This window comes from Acinetobacter sp. AOR14_HL (genome assembly GCF_027855175.1).
Lineage (GTDB): Bacteria > Pseudomonadota > Gammaproteobacteria > Pseudomonadales > Moraxellaceae > Acinetobacter > Acinetobacter calcoaceticus.
Genome location: NZ_JAKTII010000004.1, coordinates 50,832 through 71,437, shown reverse-complemented (window position 1 = coordinate 71,437; position 20,606 = coordinate 50,832). Strand labels below are relative to the sequence as shown.

The 20,606-nt window shown below is 38.4% G+C and carries 21 protein-coding genes; 16 read left to right on the top strand and 5 right to left on the bottom strand.

Features of this window, described 5'->3' with window-relative positions:
• The 8 genes from cyoC to alr all read left to right on the top strand — a co-directional run bounded on the left by cyoC (position 1) and on the right by alr (position 5,848).
• Positions 1-621, top strand: coding sequence for a cytochrome o ubiquinol oxidase subunit III (cyoC, locus tag MKL38_RS04400; protein ID WP_017388075.1), 621 nt, complete (start codon positions 1-3; stop codon positions 619-621).
• The gene (locus MKL38_RS04395; protein WP_005039594.1) at positions 621-950 is read left to right on the top strand and encodes a cytochrome o ubiquinol oxidase subunit IV; all 330 of its coding nucleotides are present in this window, start codon (positions 621-623) and stop codon (positions 948-950) included. The genes cyoC and MKL38_RS04395 overlap by 1 nt, the downstream gene beginning before the upstream one ends.
• A gap of 10 nt (positions 951-960) precedes the next feature.
• Positions 961-1,839, top strand: coding sequence for a heme o synthase (gene cyoE, locus MKL38_RS04390; protein ID WP_270902634.1), 879 nt, complete (start codon positions 961-963; stop codon positions 1,837-1,839).
• A 184-nt stretch (positions 1,840-2,023) separates the two neighbouring features.
• On the top strand, positions 2,024-2,407 hold the full coding sequence (rpsF, locus tag MKL38_RS04385; protein ID WP_003652481.1) for a 30S ribosomal protein S6: 384 nt from the start codon (positions 2,024-2,026) through the stop codon (positions 2,405-2,407).
• 11 nt (positions 2,408-2,418) lie between these two features.
• On the top strand, positions 2,419-2,646 hold the full coding sequence (gene rpsR, locus MKL38_RS04380; RefSeq protein ID WP_004791454.1) for a 30S ribosomal protein S18: 228 nt from the start codon (positions 2,419-2,421) through the stop codon (positions 2,644-2,646).
• A gap of 8 nt (positions 2,647-2,654) precedes the next feature.
• Positions 2,655-3,101, top strand: coding sequence for a 50S ribosomal protein L9 (rplI, locus tag MKL38_RS04375; RefSeq protein WP_004700828.1), 447 nt, complete (start codon positions 2,655-2,657; stop codon positions 3,099-3,101).
• 198 nt (positions 3,102-3,299) lie between these two features.
• The gene (dnaB, locus tag MKL38_RS04370) at positions 3,300-4,745 is read left to right on the top strand and encodes a replicative DNA helicase (RefSeq protein WP_005039587.1); all 1,446 of its coding nucleotides are present in this window, start codon (positions 3,300-3,302) and stop codon (positions 4,743-4,745) included.
• A 32-nt stretch (positions 4,746-4,777) separates the two neighbouring features.
• On the top strand, positions 4,778-5,848 hold the full coding sequence (gene alr / locus MKL38_RS04365; protein WP_270902633.1) for an alanine racemase: 1,071 nt from the start codon (positions 4,778-4,780) through the stop codon (positions 5,846-5,848).
• A gap of 59 nt (positions 5,849-5,907) precedes the next feature.
• Here the strand turns inward: alr and MKL38_RS04360 are convergent, their stop codons facing one another.
• Genes MKL38_RS04360 through MKL38_RS04345 form a run of 4 tightly spaced genes read right to left on the bottom strand, consistent with a single transcriptional unit; the run spans position 5,908 to position 9,610 of the window.
• Positions 5,908-6,642 carry a proteasome-type protease gene (locus MKL38_RS04360; protein WP_209831098.1) on the bottom strand — a complete coding sequence of 245 codons (735 nt, stop codon included), beginning with the start codon at positions 6,640-6,642 and terminating at the stop codon, positions 5,908-5,910.
• Positions 6,643-6,658: 16 nt separating this feature from the next.
• A complete protein-coding gene (locus MKL38_RS04355; protein WP_004643331.1) occupies positions 6,659-7,438 on the bottom strand; it encodes a transglutaminase family protein in 780 nt (259 codons plus the stop codon).
• Between the two features lie 2 nt (positions 7,439-7,440).
• Positions 7,441-8,037, bottom strand: coding sequence for an alpha-E domain-containing protein (locus tag MKL38_RS04350; protein WP_270902632.1), 597 nt, complete (start codon positions 8,035-8,037; stop codon positions 7,441-7,443).
• 22 nt (positions 8,038-8,059) lie between these two features.
• Positions 8,060-9,610: a circularly permuted type 2 ATP-grasp protein gene (locus tag MKL38_RS04345; protein WP_209831100.1), complete on the bottom strand. Its 1,551-nt coding sequence runs from the start codon at positions 9,608-9,610 to the stop codon at positions 8,060-8,062.
• 227 nt (positions 9,611-9,837) lie between these two features.
• On the opposite strand from MKL38_RS04345, the gene MKL38_RS04340 reads away from it, so the two are divergent.
• Positions 9,838-10,845 carry a helix-turn-helix transcriptional regulator gene (locus MKL38_RS04340; RefSeq protein ID WP_003652496.1) on the top strand — a complete coding sequence of 336 codons (1,008 nt, stop codon included), beginning with the start codon at positions 9,838-9,840 and terminating at the stop codon, positions 10,843-10,845.
• A gap of 375 nt (positions 10,846-11,220) precedes the next feature.
• On the opposite strand, the gene mnmG is transcribed toward MKL38_RS04340, so the two are convergent.
• Positions 11,221-13,101, bottom strand: a complete 1,881-nt coding sequence (gene mnmG / locus MKL38_RS04335) for a tRNA uridine-5-carboxymethylaminomethyl(34) synthesis enzyme MnmG (protein ID WP_270902631.1) — start codon at positions 13,099-13,101, stop codon at positions 11,221-11,223.
• A 232-nt stretch (positions 13,102-13,333) separates the two neighbouring features.
• Between mnmG and MKL38_RS04330 the strand changes: the two genes are divergently transcribed.
• From MKL38_RS04330 to MKL38_RS04300, 7 genes are all read left to right on the top strand, one after another.
• Positions 13,334-13,564: a hypothetical protein gene (locus MKL38_RS04330; protein WP_270902630.1), complete on the top strand. Its 231-nt coding sequence runs from the start codon at positions 13,334-13,336 to the stop codon at positions 13,562-13,564.
• A 154-nt stretch (positions 13,565-13,718) separates the two neighbouring features.
• A complete protein-coding gene (gene prmA / locus MKL38_RS04325; RefSeq protein WP_005039579.1) occupies positions 13,719-14,624 on the top strand; it encodes a 50S ribosomal protein L11 methyltransferase in 906 nt (301 codons plus the stop codon).
• A gap of 13 nt (positions 14,625-14,637) precedes the next feature.
• On the top strand, positions 14,638-15,483 hold the full coding sequence (locus MKL38_RS04320; protein WP_003652503.1) for a zinc-ribbon and DUF3426 domain-containing protein: 846 nt from the start codon (positions 14,638-14,640) through the stop codon (positions 15,481-15,483).
• Between the two features lie 376 nt (positions 15,484-15,859).
• Entirely contained in the window at positions 15,860-16,129 is a 270-nt protein-coding gene (gene fis, locus MKL38_RS04315) for a DNA-binding transcriptional regulator Fis (RefSeq protein ID WP_001086304.1), read from the top strand.
• A gap of 85 nt (positions 16,130-16,214) precedes the next feature.
• Entirely contained in the window at positions 16,215-17,789 is a 1,575-nt protein-coding gene (purH, locus tag MKL38_RS04310) for a bifunctional phosphoribosylaminoimidazolecarboxamide formyltransferase/IMP cyclohydrolase (protein WP_270902629.1), read from the top strand.
• Positions 17,790-17,914: 125 nt separating this feature from the next.
• Positions 17,915-19,198, top strand: coding sequence for a phosphoribosylamine--glycine ligase (gene purD, locus MKL38_RS04305; protein ID WP_270902628.1), 1,284 nt, complete (start codon positions 17,915-17,917; stop codon positions 19,196-19,198).
• Positions 19,199-19,688: 490 nt separating this feature from the next.
• Positions 19,689-20,561, top strand: coding sequence for a MetQ/NlpA family ABC transporter substrate-binding protein (locus MKL38_RS04300; RefSeq protein ID WP_270902627.1), 873 nt, complete (start codon positions 19,689-19,691; stop codon positions 20,559-20,561).
• Positions 20,562-20,606: the final 45 nt, after the last annotated feature.

Genomic DNA, 20,606 nt, shown 5'->3' with positions numbered 1-20,606 from the left:
ATGGCTGAAGTACTTCATCACGACAACCACGGCCACGATGGTCATCATGAACATGATGATACCGATTTAACGGTCTTTGGTTTCTGGACATACTTGATGAGTGACTTGATTCTTTTCGGATCACTCTTCATTGCGTTCGCTGTATTAAGCAGTCATATTCCACCAGGAACTCCAAGTGCATATGACCTGTTCCATGACTCATTAGGCTACGTGTTAACTGAAACATTTGCCTTATTGATTTCATCGGTAACTTTCGGTTTTGCTGTACTTGCATCTTATAAAAAGAATGTAAATCAAGTAATCACTTGGTTATTCATTACTTTCTTATTTGGTGCAACGTTCATCGGAATGGAAATCTATGAGTTCCATCACCTTGTACATGCTGGTCATGGTCCAACTCACAGTGCATTCTTATCATCGTTCTTTACTTTGGTTGGTACACACGGTATCCACGTAACTTCTGGTTTAGTGTGGATGTTAGTTTTGATGTATCAAATCAAAAAGAATGGTTTGACTTTACCGAATACACGTCGTCTTGCTTGCTTAAGCTTGTTCTGGCACTTCCTTGACATCGTTTGGATCTGTGTATTCAGCGTAGTTTACTTAATGGGAGTTCTCTAATGAGTAGTCATGATCATAATGCTGCAGGTGCGTCACACGGTAACTTTAAACAATACACTGTTGGATTTATCCTTTCTGTTATCCTCACCATCATCCCGTTCGGGATGGTGATGGCGGGTGGTTTCAGTCGTGGCATCTTAGTTACAGTAATTGCAATCACTGCTGTTGCTCAGGTTCTTGTACAACTTGTGTACTTCCTACACATGAATACATCATCTGAACAACGTTGGAATATGATTGCATTTATCTACACAATCTTATGTATCGCGGTACTTTTAATCGGTTCTGTGTGGATTATGAATTACCTTCACTACAATATGATGATCTAAACTGATTGTCATGTTGAAAAAATATCTATTCCTGACTAAACCAGGAATTCTCTTCGGTAATTTCATTACCACCTTGGGCGGCTTTTTCTTAGCCGCCCAAGGCTCTATAGACATCTTATTATTACTACTCACCTTACTTGGAACAACTTTAGTTGTAGCTTCTGGTTGTGTTGTAAATAATGTGATAGACCAAGATATCGATATCAAAATGCAGCGCACGCAAAACCGCGCATTGGTCAAAAAAACCATCTCTCCTGCTGTTGCACTTATATATGCATTTGTTCTGGGATTTATCGGTTTTAGTATTTTGTGGTTCGGTGTAAATGCTTACGCTTTTTTGTTTGCAATAATTGGTTTTATTGTCTATGTCGGTTTTTATAGTTTGTGGACAAAACGTACCTCAATCCATCAAACCGTAATTGGTAGTATTTCCGGAGCGAGTCCTCCTGTTATTGGTTATACAGCAGTAACTCATCATTTTGATGTAGCCGCCTTACTTTTGTTTTTGGCTTATGCGCTATGGCAAATGCCACATTCATGGGCAATTGCTATTTATCGTTTTGACGATTACAAAAATGCGGGAATCCCCATTCTGCCAGTTGCACGTTCTATTTATCGCACGAAAGTAGAGTGTGTCATTTATATTCTGTTGTTTGCAGCCGTATTGAATGGTTTATATTGTTTTGGCTATACCAATATATTTTTCCTAGTAACCTTTAATGCATTAACAGCATATTGGTTATATTTATCAATTATTGGATTTAAAGCTGAAAATGACCAACTTTGGGCTAAACGTTTTTTCCTTTACTCGGTCATATTAATTACCTTGTTAAGTTTAAGCTTTAGCTTTACCTATCAATCCCCTGCTCCAAATCTTCCTCTCTTTTAAATAAGGGAGGATTTCCTCCTTATAGTAAAGAAATTTTACTTTTCTCATCAAAAAATTTGTTTTTAGTCGAATTTTTACCTATAATTCAGCCTTCGCAAATTTTGCGACATAACTTATTAAGTTATGACTCCTTGCTTCTAATTTTTTATTTATTAGGGGCTGTTTAAACCGTAAGGAGCTGACAATGCGTCATTACGAAATCGTACTTTTAGTACACCCAGATCAAAGCGATCAAGTTGTAGGTATGGTTGAACGCTATATCTCTCAGATCAAAGAAGCTGAAGGTCAAATTCACCGTTTAGAAGATTGGGGCCGTCGTCAATTGGCTTACCCAATTAACAAAATTCACAAAGCACACTACATTCTTATGAATGTTGAATGTGGTCAAACTACGCTTGATGAGCTAGAAGAATTATTCCGTTATAATGACGCGATCATTCGTAACCTTATCATCCGTCGTGAACACGCAATCACTGAAGAGTCATTGCTTGCTAAAAGTGCTGAAGAAAAGCGTGCGCGTAAAGCTCAACGCGAAGAAGCACAGCAAGTTACTCACGAAGCTGAATAAGGAGAACATCAATGGCACGTTTTTACCGTCGTCGCAAGTTCTGCCGCTTTACAGCTGAGAATGTTGTGTACATCGACTACAAAGATATCGACACTTTAAAACAGTACATCACTGAAAACGGCAAGATTGTTCCTAGCCGTATCACTGGTACTAAAGCTCGTTATCAACGTCAATTAGCACTTGCTATCAAACAAGCTCGCTATTTGTCTTTGATTCCGTACACTGACAACCATAAGTGAGGTGATCTGTGGACGTTATCTTATTACAACGCATTAAAAACCTTGGTAAATTAGGCGATAAAGTATCAGTTAAAGCTGGTTACGGCCGTAACTTCCTTATCCCTCAAGGTAAAGCAGTTGCAGCTACTGAAGCTAACACTGCTGCTTTCGAAGCTCGTCGCGCTGAACTTGAAAAGCAAGAAGCTGAAATTTTAGCTGCTGCTCAAGCACGTGCTGAACAATTGAATGAAGTTAACATCGTTATCACTGCTAAAGCTGGTGACGAAGGTAAACTCTTCGGTTCTATCGGTACTCGTGACATCGCTGACGCTTTAACGAATGCTGGTCTTACAGTTGACCGTGCAGAAGTTCGTTTACCGAATGGCGCGCTTCGTCACACTGGTGAATTCAACATCGCAATCCAATTGCATCATGATGTTGTTGCAGAAGTTCTCGTTACTATCGTATCTGAGTAATTTCTCATCAAAAAAAGAGCATGCTTTTGCATGCTCTTTTTTTATGTGCCCTATTTTTAAAATAAGATATATTAATTCCTGATCAGTTCTTTAGTTTAATTGGTTTTTTAATTAGGTAGTTTATTTAATTTTGTTTTAAGATAGTTCTCGGCCTCACAGGCTATTTGCGTACACCTTTCTTTATCATCAGGTCTAATTATGTCTCAGGCGAATGCCAGTTCTTTAACCCGTTCATCTCCAACAGAAAATAAGACGAGTGAATCAGGTCAACTTAAAGAGTTTCGCACTCCCCCACACAATTTAGCCATTGAGCAAGCTGTACTTGCTGCACTAATGACAGTTGCCGAATCTTTCGAGCAAGTTAGTGATATGTTAAAAGAAAATGATTTCTATGCGACTCGCCATAAATATATTTACCGTGCAATCGAAAAACTCGCACAAGAAAATTCACCTTATGATGCGGTGTTAGTTAGCGATTGGCTTTTAAAACAAAATTTACTTGATGCCATTGGCGGCGAAGAATATTTAATGCAGCTTATGGCTGATTCACCATCAAGTTTCTACAACTTGGAAACTTATGCCACCAAAATTAAAGAGTTCTCTACGCTTCGTAGTATGATTAAAGTCAGTACTGAAATTTTACAAAATGCTTATGACACAAAAGGTCGAGGTGTTAGTGAAATTCTAGATCTAGCAGAAACCAGTATTTTCTCTTTAGCAGAACAGCACAATAACAATAAAAAAGATGCAGGTCCTAAATCTATTAGCTCTGTAACTGCCGATGTAATTAGTAAACTTGATGAGCTTTCAAAACTTGATGGCAATATTACTGGTTTAACCACCGGCTTCTTAGAACTTGATAATAAAACATCTGGTATGCAAGCTGGTGACTTAATTATTGTTGCTGCACGTCCATCTATGGGTAAAACCACTTTCGCCATGAATTTGGTTGAAAGCGTTCTACAATATAACAAGCTACCCGCTCTGGTATTCTCAATGGAGATGCCAGCAGACTCAATTGCGATGCGTCTTATTTCTGCAATGGGTAAAGTTCACCAAGGACATTTACGTTCGGGGAACTTAGATGCTGATGAATGGACCAAAGTTACTGGCACAATTTTGCAGCTTCAACAAATGCATTTGTATATTGATGACTCATCTGCCCTACCTCCAACGGAACTTCGTGCCCGTGCTCGACGCATTGCCAAAATGCATGATGGTAAAATCGGCTGTATCATGGTCGATTATTTACAGCTCATGAAAGTTCCTGGCATGGGTGATAACCGTGTGGGTGAGATTTCAGAAATTTCACGTAGCTTGAAAGCTTTAGCAAAAGAAATGCACTGCCCTGTTATCGCACTTTCCCAGCTCAACCGAAGTCTGGAAAACCGACCAAATAAACGCCCAGTAATGTCAGACTTACGTGAATCTGGTGCGATCGAGCAGGATGCCGACTTGATTATGTTTATTTACCGTGATGAGGTTTATAACAAAGAGTCGAAAGAAGCCGGTACCGCAGAGATTATTATTGGTAAACAGCGTAACGGTCCAATTGGTTCAGTTCGTCTTGCCTTTGAAGGTCAATATACTCGATTTAGTAATCTCTCTCCTGAGTATTACAGCCAATATGATGATGAAGAATAAACTCTATCTCTAGCCCAAAGGAGTAAATGAGGGTGCGCCAAGCAACAGTTTATATTGATCGCCATGCGCTTCAATATAATTTAAACCGTGTCAAACAACTCGCAGCAAATTCAAAAATTGTAAGTATGGTGAAAGCTAATGCTTACGGACATGGAATCAAAGACTGTTTAGCAGCCTTAAATGCCTCAGATGCCTTTGGTGTCGCCTGCCTACAAGAAGGTTTGGAAATTCGCGAACTTGGATTTCAGCAACCTGTTACTTTAATTGAAGGGGCATTTTCTGAAGATGAAATGCCTATTGCAATTGAGCAAAAATTTGAATGTGTGATTCACCATCAACAGCAGTTTGAGTGGTTAATTAAACATAAGCAAGAATACATCGCTCAAGGCCTAAAAGTCTGGATTAAGCTCAATAGCGGCATGAACCGTTTAGGATTTAAAGTTCCTGAAATTATTGAGGTCATTAAAACTTTAAAATCTGAAGGCTTTACCTGTGTATTAGCGATGCATTTCGCAAATGCAGATGTGGACCATCCCCTCAACGAGCAGCAAAAACAACAATTTTTACAGGTTAAGCAAGCTTGTGATCCAGTTTTAGCATCTTGCTGTAATTCTGCTGCTATTTATAAATGGTCAGAATTACATTTTGACTATGTTCGCCCAGGTATTATGCTTTACGGCGCTTCGCCTTTTGCAGATAAAACAGTACATGATCTTGACCTAAAACCAGTCATGTCCTTTACAGCAGAAGTGATTGCATTGAATAATATTCAAGCTGGAGAACATGTAGGTTATGGTTCAACCTTCTGTGCGCAACAAAAAATGGATATTGCAATAGTTTCTATTGGATATGGTGACGGATACCCGAGAGCTTATATTAAACAAAATTATGTAGCGATTGACGGGCAATTATGTCCTGTAGTCGGCAGAGTCAGCATGGATATGCTTGCAATTGACGTTACAGCTATTCAAGTTAAATTAGGTTCTCAAGTCGAACTTTGGGGAACACACCGTTTAGTTGATGATGTCGCCGATGCAAACGGAACAATAGGATATGAATTACTCTGTCGCTTAAGTAATCGCCCTATTCGTAAAAGCAGTTAAATAATAAAATATAAAAAAATCCAAGCATGCTTGGATTTTTTTATGAGCTTTTAAAAATTTTATCGCCAATAATCATCAGTCGGTTTTGGCAATTCTTGCAAACCACGGCGTAAAGTATCAGACCATTGTTTACTAATTTGTGAAAAATACGGATCATCTTCGGTAATTCGTTTCCCCATCGGAATAACAAAACTATCTTTGTTGTAAACCAATGCATCAAGCGGCAAGCCAACAGAAACATTTGAGCGCAAGGTTGAATCAAAAGAAATCAAACTACAACGTAATGCATCATCTAGCGGCATCGCATAATATAGAGCACGATCCAAAATAGGTTTTCCGTATTTGCTTTCTCCTATTTGAAAATAGGGGGTATCCGTAGTTGCACAAATAAAATTACCTTGCGGATAGATATTATAAAGCTGCATTTCACCGCCTTTAATTTGCCCACCTATTAAAATACTACACGCATAATTCATTTGTTCTTGAGTATCTGAACTAATATCCTCTAAAACACTTTTTAAGGTTTTACCAATCAGTTCAGCCGCCTCAAACATCGTATTGACACTATATAAGTTAGGTTCTTGCTGTAAAGTAAGCGCATTTTGCAAATGACCTATAACAGCTTGTGTGGTCGCCAAATTACCTGCTGTTTGTAAAGCCATGAAACGCTCTCCGGTAACGCCGAAAGTATGCAATTTTCGGAACACAGAAATATGATCAACTCCTGCATTAGTTCTCGTGTCACTAATAAACACTAAACCTTGTTCCAATCTAAGCGCACAACAATAGGTCATTTCATTCTCTTTACATTCAACATGCCAACACCTGAACCACAGACATCATGTTTTCTACCCCACCTTGCTCTCTTACACCACGAATTGGTGCCACATCAAGATAGTCACGGCCTACTGCAAGGTAGATATGATGTTTGGGTGTAAACAACTGATTGCTTACATCAAAACAATACCACTGATTTTCTAAAAATACTTCCGCCCAAGCGTGACTGGCAAGGTGCGGATAGTTTTGATCAAATAGATAACCAGAAACATAACGTGCCGGTAATTGTAGCGCACGACACATCGCAATTAAAACATGAGCATGATCTTGGCATACACCCTGACCAGCATGAAATGCTTCAGTTGCAGTTGTCTGAACCGAAGTACTTTCAGGCTGATAGAGTATTTTCTGCAAAATATGTTCACTTAATAATGCAATATGCTGTCGGTCTTTGACCACCACAATATTTTTGGCAAAGTCCAACATTGCCAAATCACATCGGGTTGCACTTGTCATCTGCAAAAACAAATTTGTCGGTGTAGATAGATTTACACAACCTAGCTCTACATTTTGAAGTTCAATGATTCCTTGAGCCATAAATGTAAGATGTTGGTATTGATAACGCTGGCTAGCTGTCATCCATACATTGTTAAATATGTCCCTTTTTATCGTTTTGTCACCCGGCACGCTAATCGCCCAATTCATAACATGTTGATGCGGTGATGTTTGAGGCATCATTTTAATATACTGAATACTGTTTTGAGCAGTTTCAGTATAGCTATAATGCGTTTGATGATTAACCATCAATTTCATAATCAGACCTCAAACATATTTTCCAGCTGCTGTGTAAAAGTATAATAAGCGTCCCACGTTAGCTGATGCTTTAGTACTTGCCAATTTTGATCTATATTCTCCCAACCTAAGCTAACAAGCCGTTGCACCACAACATCTAGCTCTGACACGAGGCCGGATAAATCTTGCCCAAAACGTAGTTCTATATCAAATTGCTCTATTTTTTGACCTAAATGCAGAAATAAACAAACATCGTCATTCTCCGCTTCTAGTATATGGGTACATTGTTCAACAGCTTTTCTCAGAGCCTCAGGTTGGGCTTGAAGCGTGTTAATAACATTATTTAATTCTGCATAAGCATTTGATGACAATATACCTCTTAGTTCCTGAATATTATCTTTAGCAATAACGAGCTGGTTCAGTAATGAAAATGTTTGCTTCTTGTCTAACATATAGTGATTTAGTAATTCAGCATTTTCTATTACCAGACCAAATGCTGCTGCAAATTTTGTTGCTTTCTCATCTTGTGTAAAGGGTAAATGAGAGGCTGCAAATTTAACTCGCATTAAATATCGACCCAACCAATATATTTGATGCGCACTCGAATTGAGTAAAACCATAAAGTTCCTCTTTAACCCACAATTAGGAATGTAATGTTTCAACCACCCATGTATCTTTTATGCCACCACCTTGGGACGAATTTACGACTAAAGAACCAGCCTGCATGGCCACTCGCGTTAAGCCACCCGGCACTATTTCTGTACGATAAGGTGAACTCAATACAAATGGACGTAAGTCAATATGACGTTCAGCCACCCCAGATGTAGTTAAAGTTGGAGCAACAGATAAGGCCAAGGTAGGTTGTGCAATGTACATATGAGGTGTGGCGATCAATTTTTTTCTAAAGTCATCAATTTCACACGAGGTTGCTTTAGGCCCAATTAACATGCCATAACCACCTGAACCCTGTGCTTCTTTAACAACTAATTGGTCCAGATTAGAAAGTACATAATCTAAGTGCTCATCTTTACGGCACTGGTAAGTAGGTACATTTTTTAGAATTGGTGTTTCACCCAAATAGTATTGAATCATTTGATCCACATAAGGATAAATAGATTTATCATCAGCCACACCTGTTCCAGGCGCATTTGCTATAACAACATTTTTTTGCAAATAAGCAGACATAAGACCCGCTACGCCTAAAGCACTGTCTGGTCGAAATGCTAAAGGATCCAGAAAATCATCATCTAAACGGCGATAAATTACGTCTACTTTTTGACGCCCACGAATCGTTTTAACAAAAACTTGATCATTTTCTACAAATAAATCCCGATTCGTAACCAGTGGCACCTCCATTTCACGTGCTAAAAAAGCATGCTCATAGTAAGCACTGTTAAAACGTCCCGGTGTTAGCACCACAATAAAAGGTCTGTCCGCAGGTGAATTTTCCTGCAATATTTCTTTTAAAAGTTTTGGATAATGCTCAATTCCCTGTAAATTATTGGTTGCACATAGCTCCGGCATCAATTCTTGGCTAATTTTTCGGCTTTCGATCATATAAGACACGCCAGAAGGTGTTCTTAAATTATCCTCAAGTACAAAAAATTCTCCGTCACCATCACGGATAATATCAATTCCACTAATTTGTGAATAAATTTTACCTTTCAGAGAATGTTTAAGCATATGTGGCTGAAAAGCATCATTTCCCATAATTTGCTCTTCGGGAACGAGCTGTTCTTTTAAAATATGTTGTCCATGATAAATATCATCTAAAAAGTAATTTAAAGCTTTAACACGCTGTGCACAGCCCGAAGCTATTTTCTCCCACTGTTTTTTTTCAATCACCCTTGGAATTAAGTCAAAAGGAATTGTTCGCTCTGCACCTTCTTTATCACCATATACGTTAAAAGTAATGCCGTGATAAAGAAAATGTTGCTTCGCTTGAGCATTCAATTCTTTTAATTCATCTAAAGTACGGATACTCAACCATTGCTCAATTTTTTTAGAAGCCGCACCATTTGATGTTACATCATCAAGCATCTCATTAAAAAACTGTGATTTTAGCTGCTCAAATAGGTTGGTTTGTACGGAAATATGTTCTAAAAAAGAGGTTGGGTTAATGATCGCCTTAGTCGTCTGCTCTTGTATAAAAAAATCATTATCTATATGTAATTCATGCTCTTGTTCTGACATAACCACCTCGTCTTATCATTTATCTATATTTCATTTTTAAATAAGCAATTTCAGTGCCATTTATATATCTTTAATATTTTTACGATGCTTTGTTATAACTTTCTTCTTCTAAATCTTAACATTGATTGTAAAAGGACCTATAAACCGAATCTGACAAACTTGCTAAATGTGTAAAGATTTTTTATTGTGTTGACACCAAAGCAGTTGGATATAGATGTATTACGCTTATGTCTGTAATAGAAAAAGAAACTTCAAATAGTTTATATCGCCAATGGCAGATTTTATCTCGCCTCCCTACCGGTAAGTGGATCGGGACGCGGGAGTTACAAGAAATGCTTGAACGTGAAGGTATTGATATCAGTTTAAGGACAATTCAGCGTGATTTAAATCAAATTGCTCAGCGCTTTCCAATAGAAAGTAATAAGGCTGTACCTCAGGGCTGGCGATGGCAATCTGATGCGCCTATTCAGAGCTTACCGCACATGACTAGCTCTCAGGCAGTAACATTTATGATGGTTGAAGAGCATCTTAAACACTTACTTCCACCAAGTCTGCTTGATGAGATGGGGCCTTGGTTTGATTTGGCTAAACGCAGTCTCTCTACACAAAATAATGTTAGGCAATGGATTAACCGAGTACGCATCGTACCAGCCAGCCAACCTCTTATCCCGCCTGTAGTCGATCGAAATGCTCAACAAGCAATTTATGAAGGTCTACTCCAAGACAAACAAATAGAATGTATTTATCGGGCACGAGTTAATCAGGGCGAGGACAAAACCTATATTTTAAATCCTTTGGCTTTGGTACAAAAAGGTGCGGTAATTTATTTAATTTGCACCCGACATGACAAAACTGAAGTTCAAACATTTGCCTTGCACCGTTTTAAATCAGCAAAAGTCTTAGATAGTCGAGCACTGCATCCTGTCAATTTTGATATTGATCATTATATCGATTCAGGCGCTTTAGGCTTTAGAGTGGACTACAAGCAACCAACTGAGTCTATTCAACTCACATTAACCATGACAGAGCAAACTGCTAGAACTTTCTATGAAAGTCAGTTAAGTAAAGACCAAACTATAATTCCACTTGAAGAAAATATCGTAGAAGTTACAGCGACCGTACCTTTTACATCTCAACTGGTGTGGTGGTTGCGTAGTTTTGGCAAGAAGTTACTGCATATCGAGCCTATACAAGTACACAATGCTGTACGAGAAATTGAATCTGAGAATAAATAGATATAAAAAAGAGAACCATAAGGTTCTCTTTAGATTTTGAATTATAATTTTCTTAATTTTATATTGGCTCTTATATTTATATTTTTTTCAGATCAATGTGTTCTCCCCCTACAAAACTGACCTGCTCTTTCTTTTGCGCTATTTTGAACATAAGCATTGGCATGCCATTTCATCTCTATTGTAGCGAATTGATTTCATTGTCATGGTTAAAACCCTCTTGTTTGAACGTGAATTTAATATAACTGGCTGCTTGAAATATGTGAAATAAGAAAAAAAGGAAGCGAAATCTATTTTCTTCCTTAGGAAGTTTTCATATATTTTTGAACAGAAAATAAAAAAGCCCAGTCTTAACTGGGCTTTTTTGCATTTAAAAGATTAAGCTGTTTTCTTAATCATATTATTTTTACGAATTGTGATCATTACAAGTTGAACAGCTGCCGGTGTAACACCAGGAATACGACTTGCTTGAGCTAATGTTTCCGGAAGAACCGTTTTTAATTTCTGGGTAATTTCACGAGATAAACCAGACACAATATCATAATTAAAATCGGTAGGAATTTTGGTTTCTTCAAGACGCTTTAACTGAGCCACATCTTCATGCTGACGGTTAATATAACCTTCATATTTCACAGCAATCTCGATTTGCTCACCAACTTGCTCAGAAACTTCAGAACCAGTAAGTTCTGCAATTTGACCAAAGCTAATATTAGGGCGCTTAAGCAAATCAATCGCACTACACTCTTTACTTAAGTCAGCACCAGTCATCTCAACGAATTTTTTACCCATAGGGTTATTTGGTGCTGCCCACAAATGTTGTAAACGAGAAGTTTCACACTCAACCGCTTCCATTTTTTCACAATAAGCAGCCCAACGCACATCATCAACCAAACCTAGTTCACGACCAACAGTCGTTAAACGTTGATCCGCATTGTCTTCACGCAACATCAAACGATATTCGGCACGTGAGGTAAACATACGGTATGGTTCTTTAGTACCTAAAGTAATGAGGTCATCAACCAATACACCCATGTAAGCTTGGTCACGCTTAGGTGTCCACTCTTCTTGCTCCCACGCACGGCGTGCAGCATTTAAACCAGCAAGTAAACCTTGAGCACCTGCTTCTTCGTAACCTGTTGTACCGTTAATTTGGCCAGCAAAATACAACCCGTTAATAGCTTTAGTTTCAAGAGTGAATTTCAAAGCTTGCGGATTGAAATAATCGTATTCAATCGCATAGCCTGGACGCAAAATATGCGCATTTTCCATACCACGAATAGAACGAACCAGCTCGAACTGAACATCAAATGGAAGCGAAGTCGAAATACCATTTGGATAAAGTTCGTGTGTATCTAAACCTTCTGGTTCCAAGAATACCTGATGAGAATCTTTATCTGCGAAACGGTGAATTTTATCTTCGATTGATGGGCAGTAACGTGGCCCCACACCTTCAATAACACCGGTATACATTGGTGAACGATCTAAACCACCACGAATAATGTCATGGGTTTTTTCATTGGTATGCGTGATATAACAATTTACTTGTTCAGGGTGCATAGAAGCATCACCCATGAACGACATAACCGGAGATGGGAAATCACCCGGCTGTGGAATCATGACTGAAAAATCAACCGAACGTGCATCAATACGTGGTGGTGTACCCGTTTTTAAACGACCCACAGGTAATTTTAATTCACGTAGACGCTGAGCAAGTGCAATTGAAGGAGGATCACCTGCACGACCACCACTTGATTTTTCTAAACCAACATGGATTACTCCACCCAAGAATGTACCCGTAGTCAACACAACAGTTTTAGCGTCAAAGCGAATACCCATTTGGGTAACAACACCTTTAACCGTATCACCTTCAACAATCAGGTCATCAGCCGCTTGCTGAAAAATATCAAGATTTGCTTGATTTTCCAAAGTATCGCGGATGGCAGCTTTATAGCGAACGCGGTCAGCTTGAGCACGAGTTGCACGTACTGCCGCACCTTTACGTGAATTTAAAATACGGAACTGGATACCACCTTTATCGGCAGCTAAAGCCATTGCACCGCCAAGTGCATCAATTTCACGTACTAAATGTGACTTACCAATACCACCGATTGCTGGGTTACAACTCATTTGACCCAAAGTCTCAATGTTATGGGTCAAAAGCAAAGTCTGTCGTCCCATACGCGCAGCAGCAAGGGCCGCTTCCGTACCTGCGTGACCGCCACCGATAACGATAACATCATAAACTTTAGGGTAGTGCATGAGTACAAAACACCAGAAAAAAAAAGACGGAACATTATAGCAAAATTATCTGTCTATTGATGTACATAATTACAAAATCGTCTTCACATAATTTACGGTACGCCACATGATTTGACATTTTGTTTCATGAACTCAATACAAAGTGAATGTTATTAAAACAAATTCATCTTAGAATAAAAAATGTACAGCACTTCTATGACTTTAAAATTAACGCAACAAGAAGGAATACAAAATGAAAACGACTATGTTAAAAATCTTAACGGCATCTCTACTTTGTTTTTCAAGCGTAACTTTTACACATGCTGCTGATATGAGCAAAGCTGAAATGCAAAAACAAATTCGAGTCTGTGTAAAAAAACAGCAAGGTGAATGGGTAGCTTACAACCATAACGGCGTAATCTTTAATGGTACTTGCCAACCAAATGAAAATGGTAAGTTACAATTTAAAGCCCCTGCTCCTTAATCTGTTTCGACATGAGGTATAGAAGAAGCAATTTATTTGCCGCTAGCCTCCTCAGTATTTTTAAAGTCGGTCCATTAAAGATGGGCCGCTTTCTTTTTTAAAACTGTCTAGTCAGCTACAATACGCCTTTAAATAAAATTTTTAGGTCCTTTTCGTGAAGTGGTTACAAATACACATTACCGTTGATCAAGCACAAGTTGAGTTCACAGAAACACTTTTAATGTCTCTAGGTGCGGTAAGCGTAACTCTGGATGATGCTGAAGATCAGGCTTTACTTGAACCATTACCAGGTGAAACACCTTTATGGAATAAAGTGATTGTGACAGGCATTTATCAACAAGACGAACAAGACCCTATTGATGTCGACACTTTAGAAGCTTTCTTAAAAGCTCAACTTCCAGACGCTCCTATCCGTCATGAAGAACTTGAAGATCAAGTGTGGGAACGCGCTTGGATGGACTATTACGAGCCAATTCAAATTGGGGAAAAGTTCTGGATCGTACCTGAATGGCTAGAGCCACCAGAAGCTGATGCAACGAATATTAAGCTAGACCCAGGTCTTGCGTTTGGTACAGGTAACCACGCAAGTACTTTCTTATGCTTACAATGGCTAGGTAAAACTGACGTTAAAGATAAGATCGTCATTGATTATGGTTGTGGTTCAGGCATTTTAGGTGTAGCAGCTTTATTATTAGGCGCTAAAAAAGTATATGCCACTGATATTGACCCTCAGGCTGTTTTAGCAACAAAACAAAATGCTGAACTTAATGGCGTATTAGATCGACTATATGTAGGTCTTCCTGAAGAGTTTGATCAAGAGTTCAAACCTCAACAGGCAGATGTTTTAGTTGCAAACATTTTAGCGGGTCCATTAATGGCACTTGCGCCGGAGTTTGCAAATTTACTTAAATCTGACGGTGAGTTCGCACTTGCAGGTGTAATTGAAGAGCAAGTTGCTGATGTTTCACGTGTTTATTCTGAATTTTTTGATATATTAGATGTCGAAAAACGCGAAGAAAATTGGTGTCGCATTTCAGGAAAACGTAAAACAATAAATTGAGATTTTTTAACTCATGAATGAAAAACAAACCCGCTGCCCTAAATGCTTAACAGTCTATAAAGTGTCTCTTACTCAATTAACTGTTGCTCAGGGTATGGTTTGTTGCCCTAAATGTGATTCGAGCTTTAATGCACTCACCCATCTGATTAATATTGAACAGCCTGTTATGGTTAACTCATCTACATTAGTCAACGGTTCAATGCAAACTAGATATATGACTCACTCTCACGTGTTAGATATCTTTGATCAAAAAGTTGAGAATTCGAATATTGATCTTTTAACCTATCTCAACAACTTAAATTATTTTCACAACGAACCTATTAACGCTCTACCAAATCTTAATTTAGCTGAACAAGCATCTTCACAAGAACAAGATAATAATAAAAAGCATAGTTGGCTGTACTACACGCTTTGGAGCTCTGCCAACCTTATTTTAATTTTAGTCTTCACTTTTCAAATTCTCTGGTTTAACCCTAAGCTCATGCATGCAAGCCCAACCGTCAGCCATGCATTTAATTATGTATGTGAAATACTGCACTGCAATAAGTCAGCTGAACAATATCAACTTATTTATATAGAAAAGTTAAAACTCCGCAAAGTTGACACAAGTCATACGCAATTTTCAGGCATATTGCTTAATCAGAATGATAAAAGTATTGAACTTCCTAACTTAAAGTTGAGTTTCGCAACAGAGTCAAACAAAAAAGAAGAAATTATATTGACTCCTCAACAGTATCTTGTTGAAAACTTACGAGGTATTCAGCGCATTCCCTCGAATACCCCTTTCCGATTCCAATTTGAGCTAAACAGAAGCAAAAAAAGCCTACTAAATTATCGATTAGAAATTGTCCACCCCTAAAATGTAAAAAAAGTGAAAAAAAAATAAAAAAAAATGCAGTTAATTTGCTCACTTTTTCCTAGACAATGGTATGATACGCGCCACGAAAGCTTTGACTCGTATACTCCTCGCTCTCAATCCAAAAAAAATACTGTTAAGCATGTGTGCTTTTCTACATTAAGCACATAGCCTAACTTTTTTTGTTTTTGAGGGAGCTGTAACAAATATTTAACTATTGTTACGCTTATTTTTTATTCAATACGAAGAAATATGGCAAGCTAATTGTTCTTATGTTTTAGAGTCACTGTTTTAGGATCTAAAACAGGGCTCCGTATTTTTAGACCACATTTATATACTACTTTATCCAAGCTAGTATTTGATTTTCGGATTAACTCGCATGAATAGCAAATCTCCTATTTTTACTGCACAATCTGATGTTGCTCTTCGCATCCACGTGGATCGCGCAGTTCGTCATTATTTTGCACAATTGCAAGGTGAGCAGCCATCTCAGGTATATGACATGGTGCTAGCAGAAATGGAGAAACCTCTTTTATCTGTAGTTCTTGAATATACACGTGGTAATCAGACCCGTGCTGCAGAGATTCTTGGACTCAACCGTGGCACTTTACGCAAAAAGTTAAAAGCTCACGGTTTGATGAGTGAATAAATGATAAAATGCTCACGACGTCGTGGGCATTTTTTTATGCTTATTGGTTTTAATCCGTAGACTTGAAATTGTTGAATTAAACATCATGACTATTAAACGTGCTTTGATTTCTGTATCTGACAAGACAGGAATTGTCGAATTTGCTCAAAACCTTGCAGCTTTAGGGGTAGAACTATTATCTACAGGCGGCACATACAAGTTGCTTAAAGATAATAATATCGCTGTGGTTGAAGTATCTGAACATACTGGCTTCCCTGAAATGATGGATGGTCGTGTTAAGACATTACATCCAAAAATTCATGGCGGTATTCTCGCTCGCCGCGGTTTAGACGAAGCAGTAATGGAAGAACACAACATTGATCCGATTGATCTTGTTATCGTGAACCTTTACCCATTCGCTGCAACAGTTGCAAAACCTAACTGTTCACTTGCTGATGCTATCGAAAATATCGACATCGGCGGTCCAACAATGGTTCGTGCTGCTGCTAAAAACCATGCTTCTGTCGGTATTGTTGTAAATGCTTCAGATTACGATACAGTTATTACTGAATTAAAAGCTGCTGGTTCACTTTCTTATGAAACACGCTTCGATTTAGCGGTTAAAGCATTTGAACATACAGCTCAATATGACGGCATGATCGCTTCTTACCTAGGTGCTCGCGTTGGCAAGACCGAAGGTGAAGCTGATTTATTCCCTCGTACGTTCAATACTCAATTGAACAAAGCACAAGATTTACGTTACGGTGAAAACCCACATCAATCTGCTGCATTTTACGTTGAAGCAAATGCAAAAGAAGCGTCAGTTTCTACAGCAAAACAGTTACAAGGCAAAGAATTGTCTTATAACAACATTGCAGATACAGATGCTGCACTTGAATGTGTGAAATCATTTGCAAAACCTGCTTGTGTAATTGTAAAACACGCTAATCCTTGTGGTGTTGCTGTTTCTTTAGACGGCATTAAAGCTGCTTACGATTTAGCTTATGCGACTGACCCAGAATCTGCTTTCGGCGGTATTATTGCATTTAACCGTGAGTTAGATGTTGCAACTGCTCAAGCAATTGTAGAGCGTCAATTCGTTGAAGTAATCATTGCTCCAAGTATTGCTGATGGCGTGCTTGAAGTTACTGGCGCGAAGAAAAACGTACGTGTTTTAGTTTGTGGCGAATTACCTGCGATTGACGCACGTGCACCACAACTTGACTACAAACGCGTTAATGGCGGTTTATTAGTTCAAGATCAAGACTTAGGTATGATTACTAAAGATGATCTTAAAGTAGTAACCAAATGCGCACCAACTGAACAAGAAATTGATGACCTCATCTTTGCTTGGAAAGTTGCGAAATATGTAAAATCAAATGCAATTGTTTATGCGAAAAACCGCCAAACTATTGGTGTAGGTGCAGGTCAAATGAGCCGTGTTAACTCAGCTCGTATTGCTGCCATTAAAGCTGAACATGCTGGTTTGGTTGTTGAAGGCGCTGTAATGGCATCTGATGCATTCTTCCCGTTCCGTGACGGTATTGATAATGCGGCTAAAGCTGGCATTAAATGCATTATTCAACCAGGTGGCTCTATGCGTGATGAGGAAGTTATTGCAGCAGCTGATGAAGCTGGTATTGCAATGGTCTTCACTGGTATGCGCCACTTCCGCCACTAATTTAAATTTAGTCCTCCCTAACCCTCCTTTCATTCAGGAGGGTTTTCCACAATAATGGAGCTAACTCTCCACCTTGAGGGATAGAGGGGGATGAAAAAGGATTAAAGTTAAGGAACAAATTAAAAATGAATATTTTAGTTTTAGGTAGTGGTGGTCGTGAACATGCTTTAGCATGGAAAATTGCGCAAGATACCAATGTTACTCAAGTTTTTGTTGCACCAGGTAATGCTGGAACTGCAACAGAAGACAAATGTCTTAACGTTCAGCTTGATATTTTAGACAATCCAGCAATTATTGCTTTTGCTAAAGAAAATAATGTTGATCTTATTATTGTTGGTCCAGAAGCACCATTAGTTAATGGTGTGGTAGATTCTGCACGTGAAGCAGGTTTAAAAATTTGGGGACCTACTCAATATGCAGCACAGCTTGAAGGCTCAAAAGCATTTGCCAAACACTTTTTAAAGCGTCACAACATTCCAACTGCTTTCTATGATGTTTTCACTGAAGTAGATGCAGCCAAAGCTTATGTTGAAAAAAATGGTGCGCCAATTGTAATTAAAGCTGACGGCCTTGCTGCCGGTAAAGGTGTAATCGTTGCAATGACCAACGAAGAAGCTTTTGCAGCAATTGATGACATGCTTGCAGGCAACAAATTCGGTGATGCTGGTTCACGCGTTGTGATTGAACAGTTCCTTGCAGGTGAAGAAGCTTCTTTCATTTGCATGATTGATGGTAAAAATATTTTACCAATGGCAACTTCACAAGATCACAAGCGTATTTTTGAAGGCGATCAAGGTCCTAATACCGGTGGTATGGGTGCCTACTCTCCTGCTCCAGTGGTAACTTCTGACATTTTCGAACGCGTTATGACTGAAATCATGCGTCCGACTGTTGACGGTATGGCTGCTGATGGACATGTTTACACTGGTTTCTTATATGCTGGTCTAATGATTGATGAGCAAGGCCAACCACGTGTGATCGAGTTTAACTGTCGTTTTGGCGACCCAGAAACTCAACCGATCATGATGCGTTTAAAATCATCTCTTGTTGAATTGGTAGAAGCTGGTATTGCTGGTAATTTACCAAAAGAAGCTGAATGGGATGAGCGTAAGTCAATCGGTATTGTACTCGCAGCTGAAGGCTATCCTGATAGTGTACGCAAAGGCGATGTAATTTCAGGTATCGGACAATCACCTGAAGATACTAAAATTTTCCATGCAGGCACTGCAACTAGTGAAGATGGTCACATTGTGACTTCTGGTGGTCGAGTTCTTTGTGTAACAGCATTAGGCGACAGCGTTCTGGAAGCACAAATTAACGCGCTAGAAGTATGTGGTCAAGTTACCTTTACCGGTATGCAATATCGTAATGACATTGGCTACCGCGCAATTGCACGTGAAAAAGCTTAAAAAACCTACAAGTTTAAAATGCTAATAAAAAAGTCTCTATATAGAGGCTTTTTTATTACGTATCATGATATAAGAAAATCGTATAAATCTTTAAAATTTTGCTAAAGATATCAACAAATAAAAAGAAGCCCCCCTATATCAAGTATACTTTTATTGATATCATTAGCATAACGTTGGAACTGTCAATAAACACTGCTGTTTTAATAATTTTCATAGCGACTTGCTCTACACATTATGACTGTAGAGAGTTTTTTAATGTTCTAAATTTATGAACACTCATTTGGCGACTGTTTGGGGATTAACTGTTTGGGGAAACAGTTTTTTGTTTATAAAACAATTACCCTCTCTTATCGCCAAAGTATGCAAGCAAATTATGAACCCCTGAAAAGATACCAGAGTTTAAATCTGTTGTAATTCCAACTCCTCCCTTTTCATATTGATGTAGATCAATAGTTATTTTTCTATATCTCCTCAATCAGGACTTTTTTAAATGAAAAAGCTGATCAGCCTTTTTTTAAGCATGTCAGTAGTACTATTGGCAGCATGTGGTAAACAAGAAGGTTCTCCACAAACAAATCAAAACAATGATAGCTCACAAGTACAAACTGTAGTGATTGCCTCTACAGGTTCAGATGCTGATATTTGGCGTTATATTGCAACTTTACCTGAAACCCAAGCTGCTGGCTTAAAGTTAGAAGTGAAAAACTTCACAGACTCCGTTTCAATGAATACAGCAATTGCAAATAAAGAAGTAGATTTGAACGCATTCCAAGCTTATTCTTATCTTACTGCATTTAATAATTCAAACCCGGATAAGATTGCAGCGGTTTCTACCACTTATATTGAGCCAATGGGGATTTATTCAAGTAAATACAAAAAAATTGAAGAGCTTCCTGAAGATGCAATTATTGCAATCCCAGATGATGCTGCCAGCGAATCTCGTGCGCTACTCTTGTTACAAACTGCTGGCTTAATCAAGCTTAAAGCTGACTTTAATCCTATTCATGGCAGTCCAATTGATGTTATCGAAAATCCTAAAAAGATCAACATCAAACCAATCAAAATGGAAACTGTATTACGTCTTAAAAATGAATTTGATGCAGTTGTATTAAATAATACCTTAGCACTCGAGGGAGGTTTAAACGTACTCAAAGATTCTATGTTCTTTGAACCTATTGATCAAATCACAAAACTTAGTGTCAACGTTCTAGCAACTACTGAATCACGTAAAAATGATCCTGTCTTGCAAAAAGTTGGTAAGCTTTACCACAATGCAGCTGTTAAAAAATACGTTGAAGAACACTTTGGTGGAACAAAAGTTGACGTAGACAAACCAATCAGCTATCTCTCAGAAGCTAAATAGTAATATAATAGCCCAAACGTGAAACAGGCAAATTCTCTTTGCCTG

Bases quoted from the DNA above. Each gene is read 5' to 3' on its own strand.
- dnaB (WP_005039587.1), top strand. From the start codon at position 3,300: ATGTCTCAGGCGAATGCCAGTTCTTTAACCCGTTCATCTCCAACAGAA.
- cyoC (WP_017388075.1), top strand. From the start codon at position 1: ATGGCTGAAGTACTTCATCACGACAACCACGGCCACGATGGTCATCAT.
- purD (WP_270902628.1), top strand. From the start codon at position 17,915: ATGAATATTTTAGTTTTAGGTAGTGGTGGTCGTGAACATGCTTTAGCA.
- MKL38_RS04340 (WP_003652496.1), top strand. From the start codon at position 9,838: ATGTCTGTAATAGAAAAAGAAACTTCAAATAGTTTATATCGCCAATGG.
- cyoE (WP_270902634.1), top strand. From the start codon at position 961: ATGTTGAAAAAATATCTATTCCTGACTAAACCAGGAATTCTCTTCGGT.
- rpsR (WP_004791454.1), top strand. From the start codon at position 2,419: ATGGCACGTTTTTACCGTCGTCGCAAGTTCTGCCGCTTTACAGCTGAG.
- MKL38_RS04395 (WP_005039594.1), top strand. From the start codon at position 621: ATGAGTAGTCATGATCATAATGCTGCAGGTGCGTCACACGGTAACTTT.
- purH (WP_270902629.1), top strand. From the start codon at position 16,215: ATGACTATTAAACGTGCTTTGATTTCTGTATCTGACAAGACAGGAATT.
- MKL38_RS04355 (WP_004643331.1), bottom strand. From the start codon at position 7,438: ATGAAATTGATGGTTAATCATCAAACGCATTATAGCTATACTGAAACT.
- MKL38_RS04345 (WP_209831100.1), bottom strand. From the start codon at position 9,610: ATGTCAGAACAAGAGCATGAATTACATATAGATAATGATTTTTTTATA.
- MKL38_RS04300 (WP_270902627.1), top strand. From the start codon at position 19,689: ATGAAAAAGCTGATCAGCCTTTTTTTAAGCATGTCAGTAGTACTATTG.
- MKL38_RS04360 (WP_209831098.1), bottom strand. From the start codon at position 6,642: ATGACCTATTGTTGTGCGCTTAGATTGGAACAAGGTTTAGTGTTTATT.
- MKL38_RS04330 (WP_270902630.1), top strand. From the start codon at position 13,334: ATGAAAACGACTATGTTAAAAATCTTAACGGCATCTCTACTTTGTTTT.
- rpsF (WP_003652481.1), top strand. From the start codon at position 2,024: ATGCGTCATTACGAAATCGTACTTTTAGTACACCCAGATCAAAGCGAT.
- mnmG (WP_270902631.1), bottom strand. From the start codon at position 13,101: ATGCACTACCCTAAAGTTTATGATGTTATCGTTATCGGTGGCGGTCAC.
- fis (WP_001086304.1), top strand. From the start codon at position 15,860: ATGAATAGCAAATCTCCTATTTTTACTGCACAATCTGATGTTGCTCTT.
- MKL38_RS04350 (WP_270902632.1), bottom strand. From the start codon at position 8,037: ATGGTTTTACTCAATTCGAGTGCGCATCAAATATATTGGTTGGGTCGA.
- MKL38_RS04320 (WP_003652503.1), top strand. From the start codon at position 14,638: ATGAATGAAAAACAAACCCGCTGCCCTAAATGCTTAACAGTCTATAAA.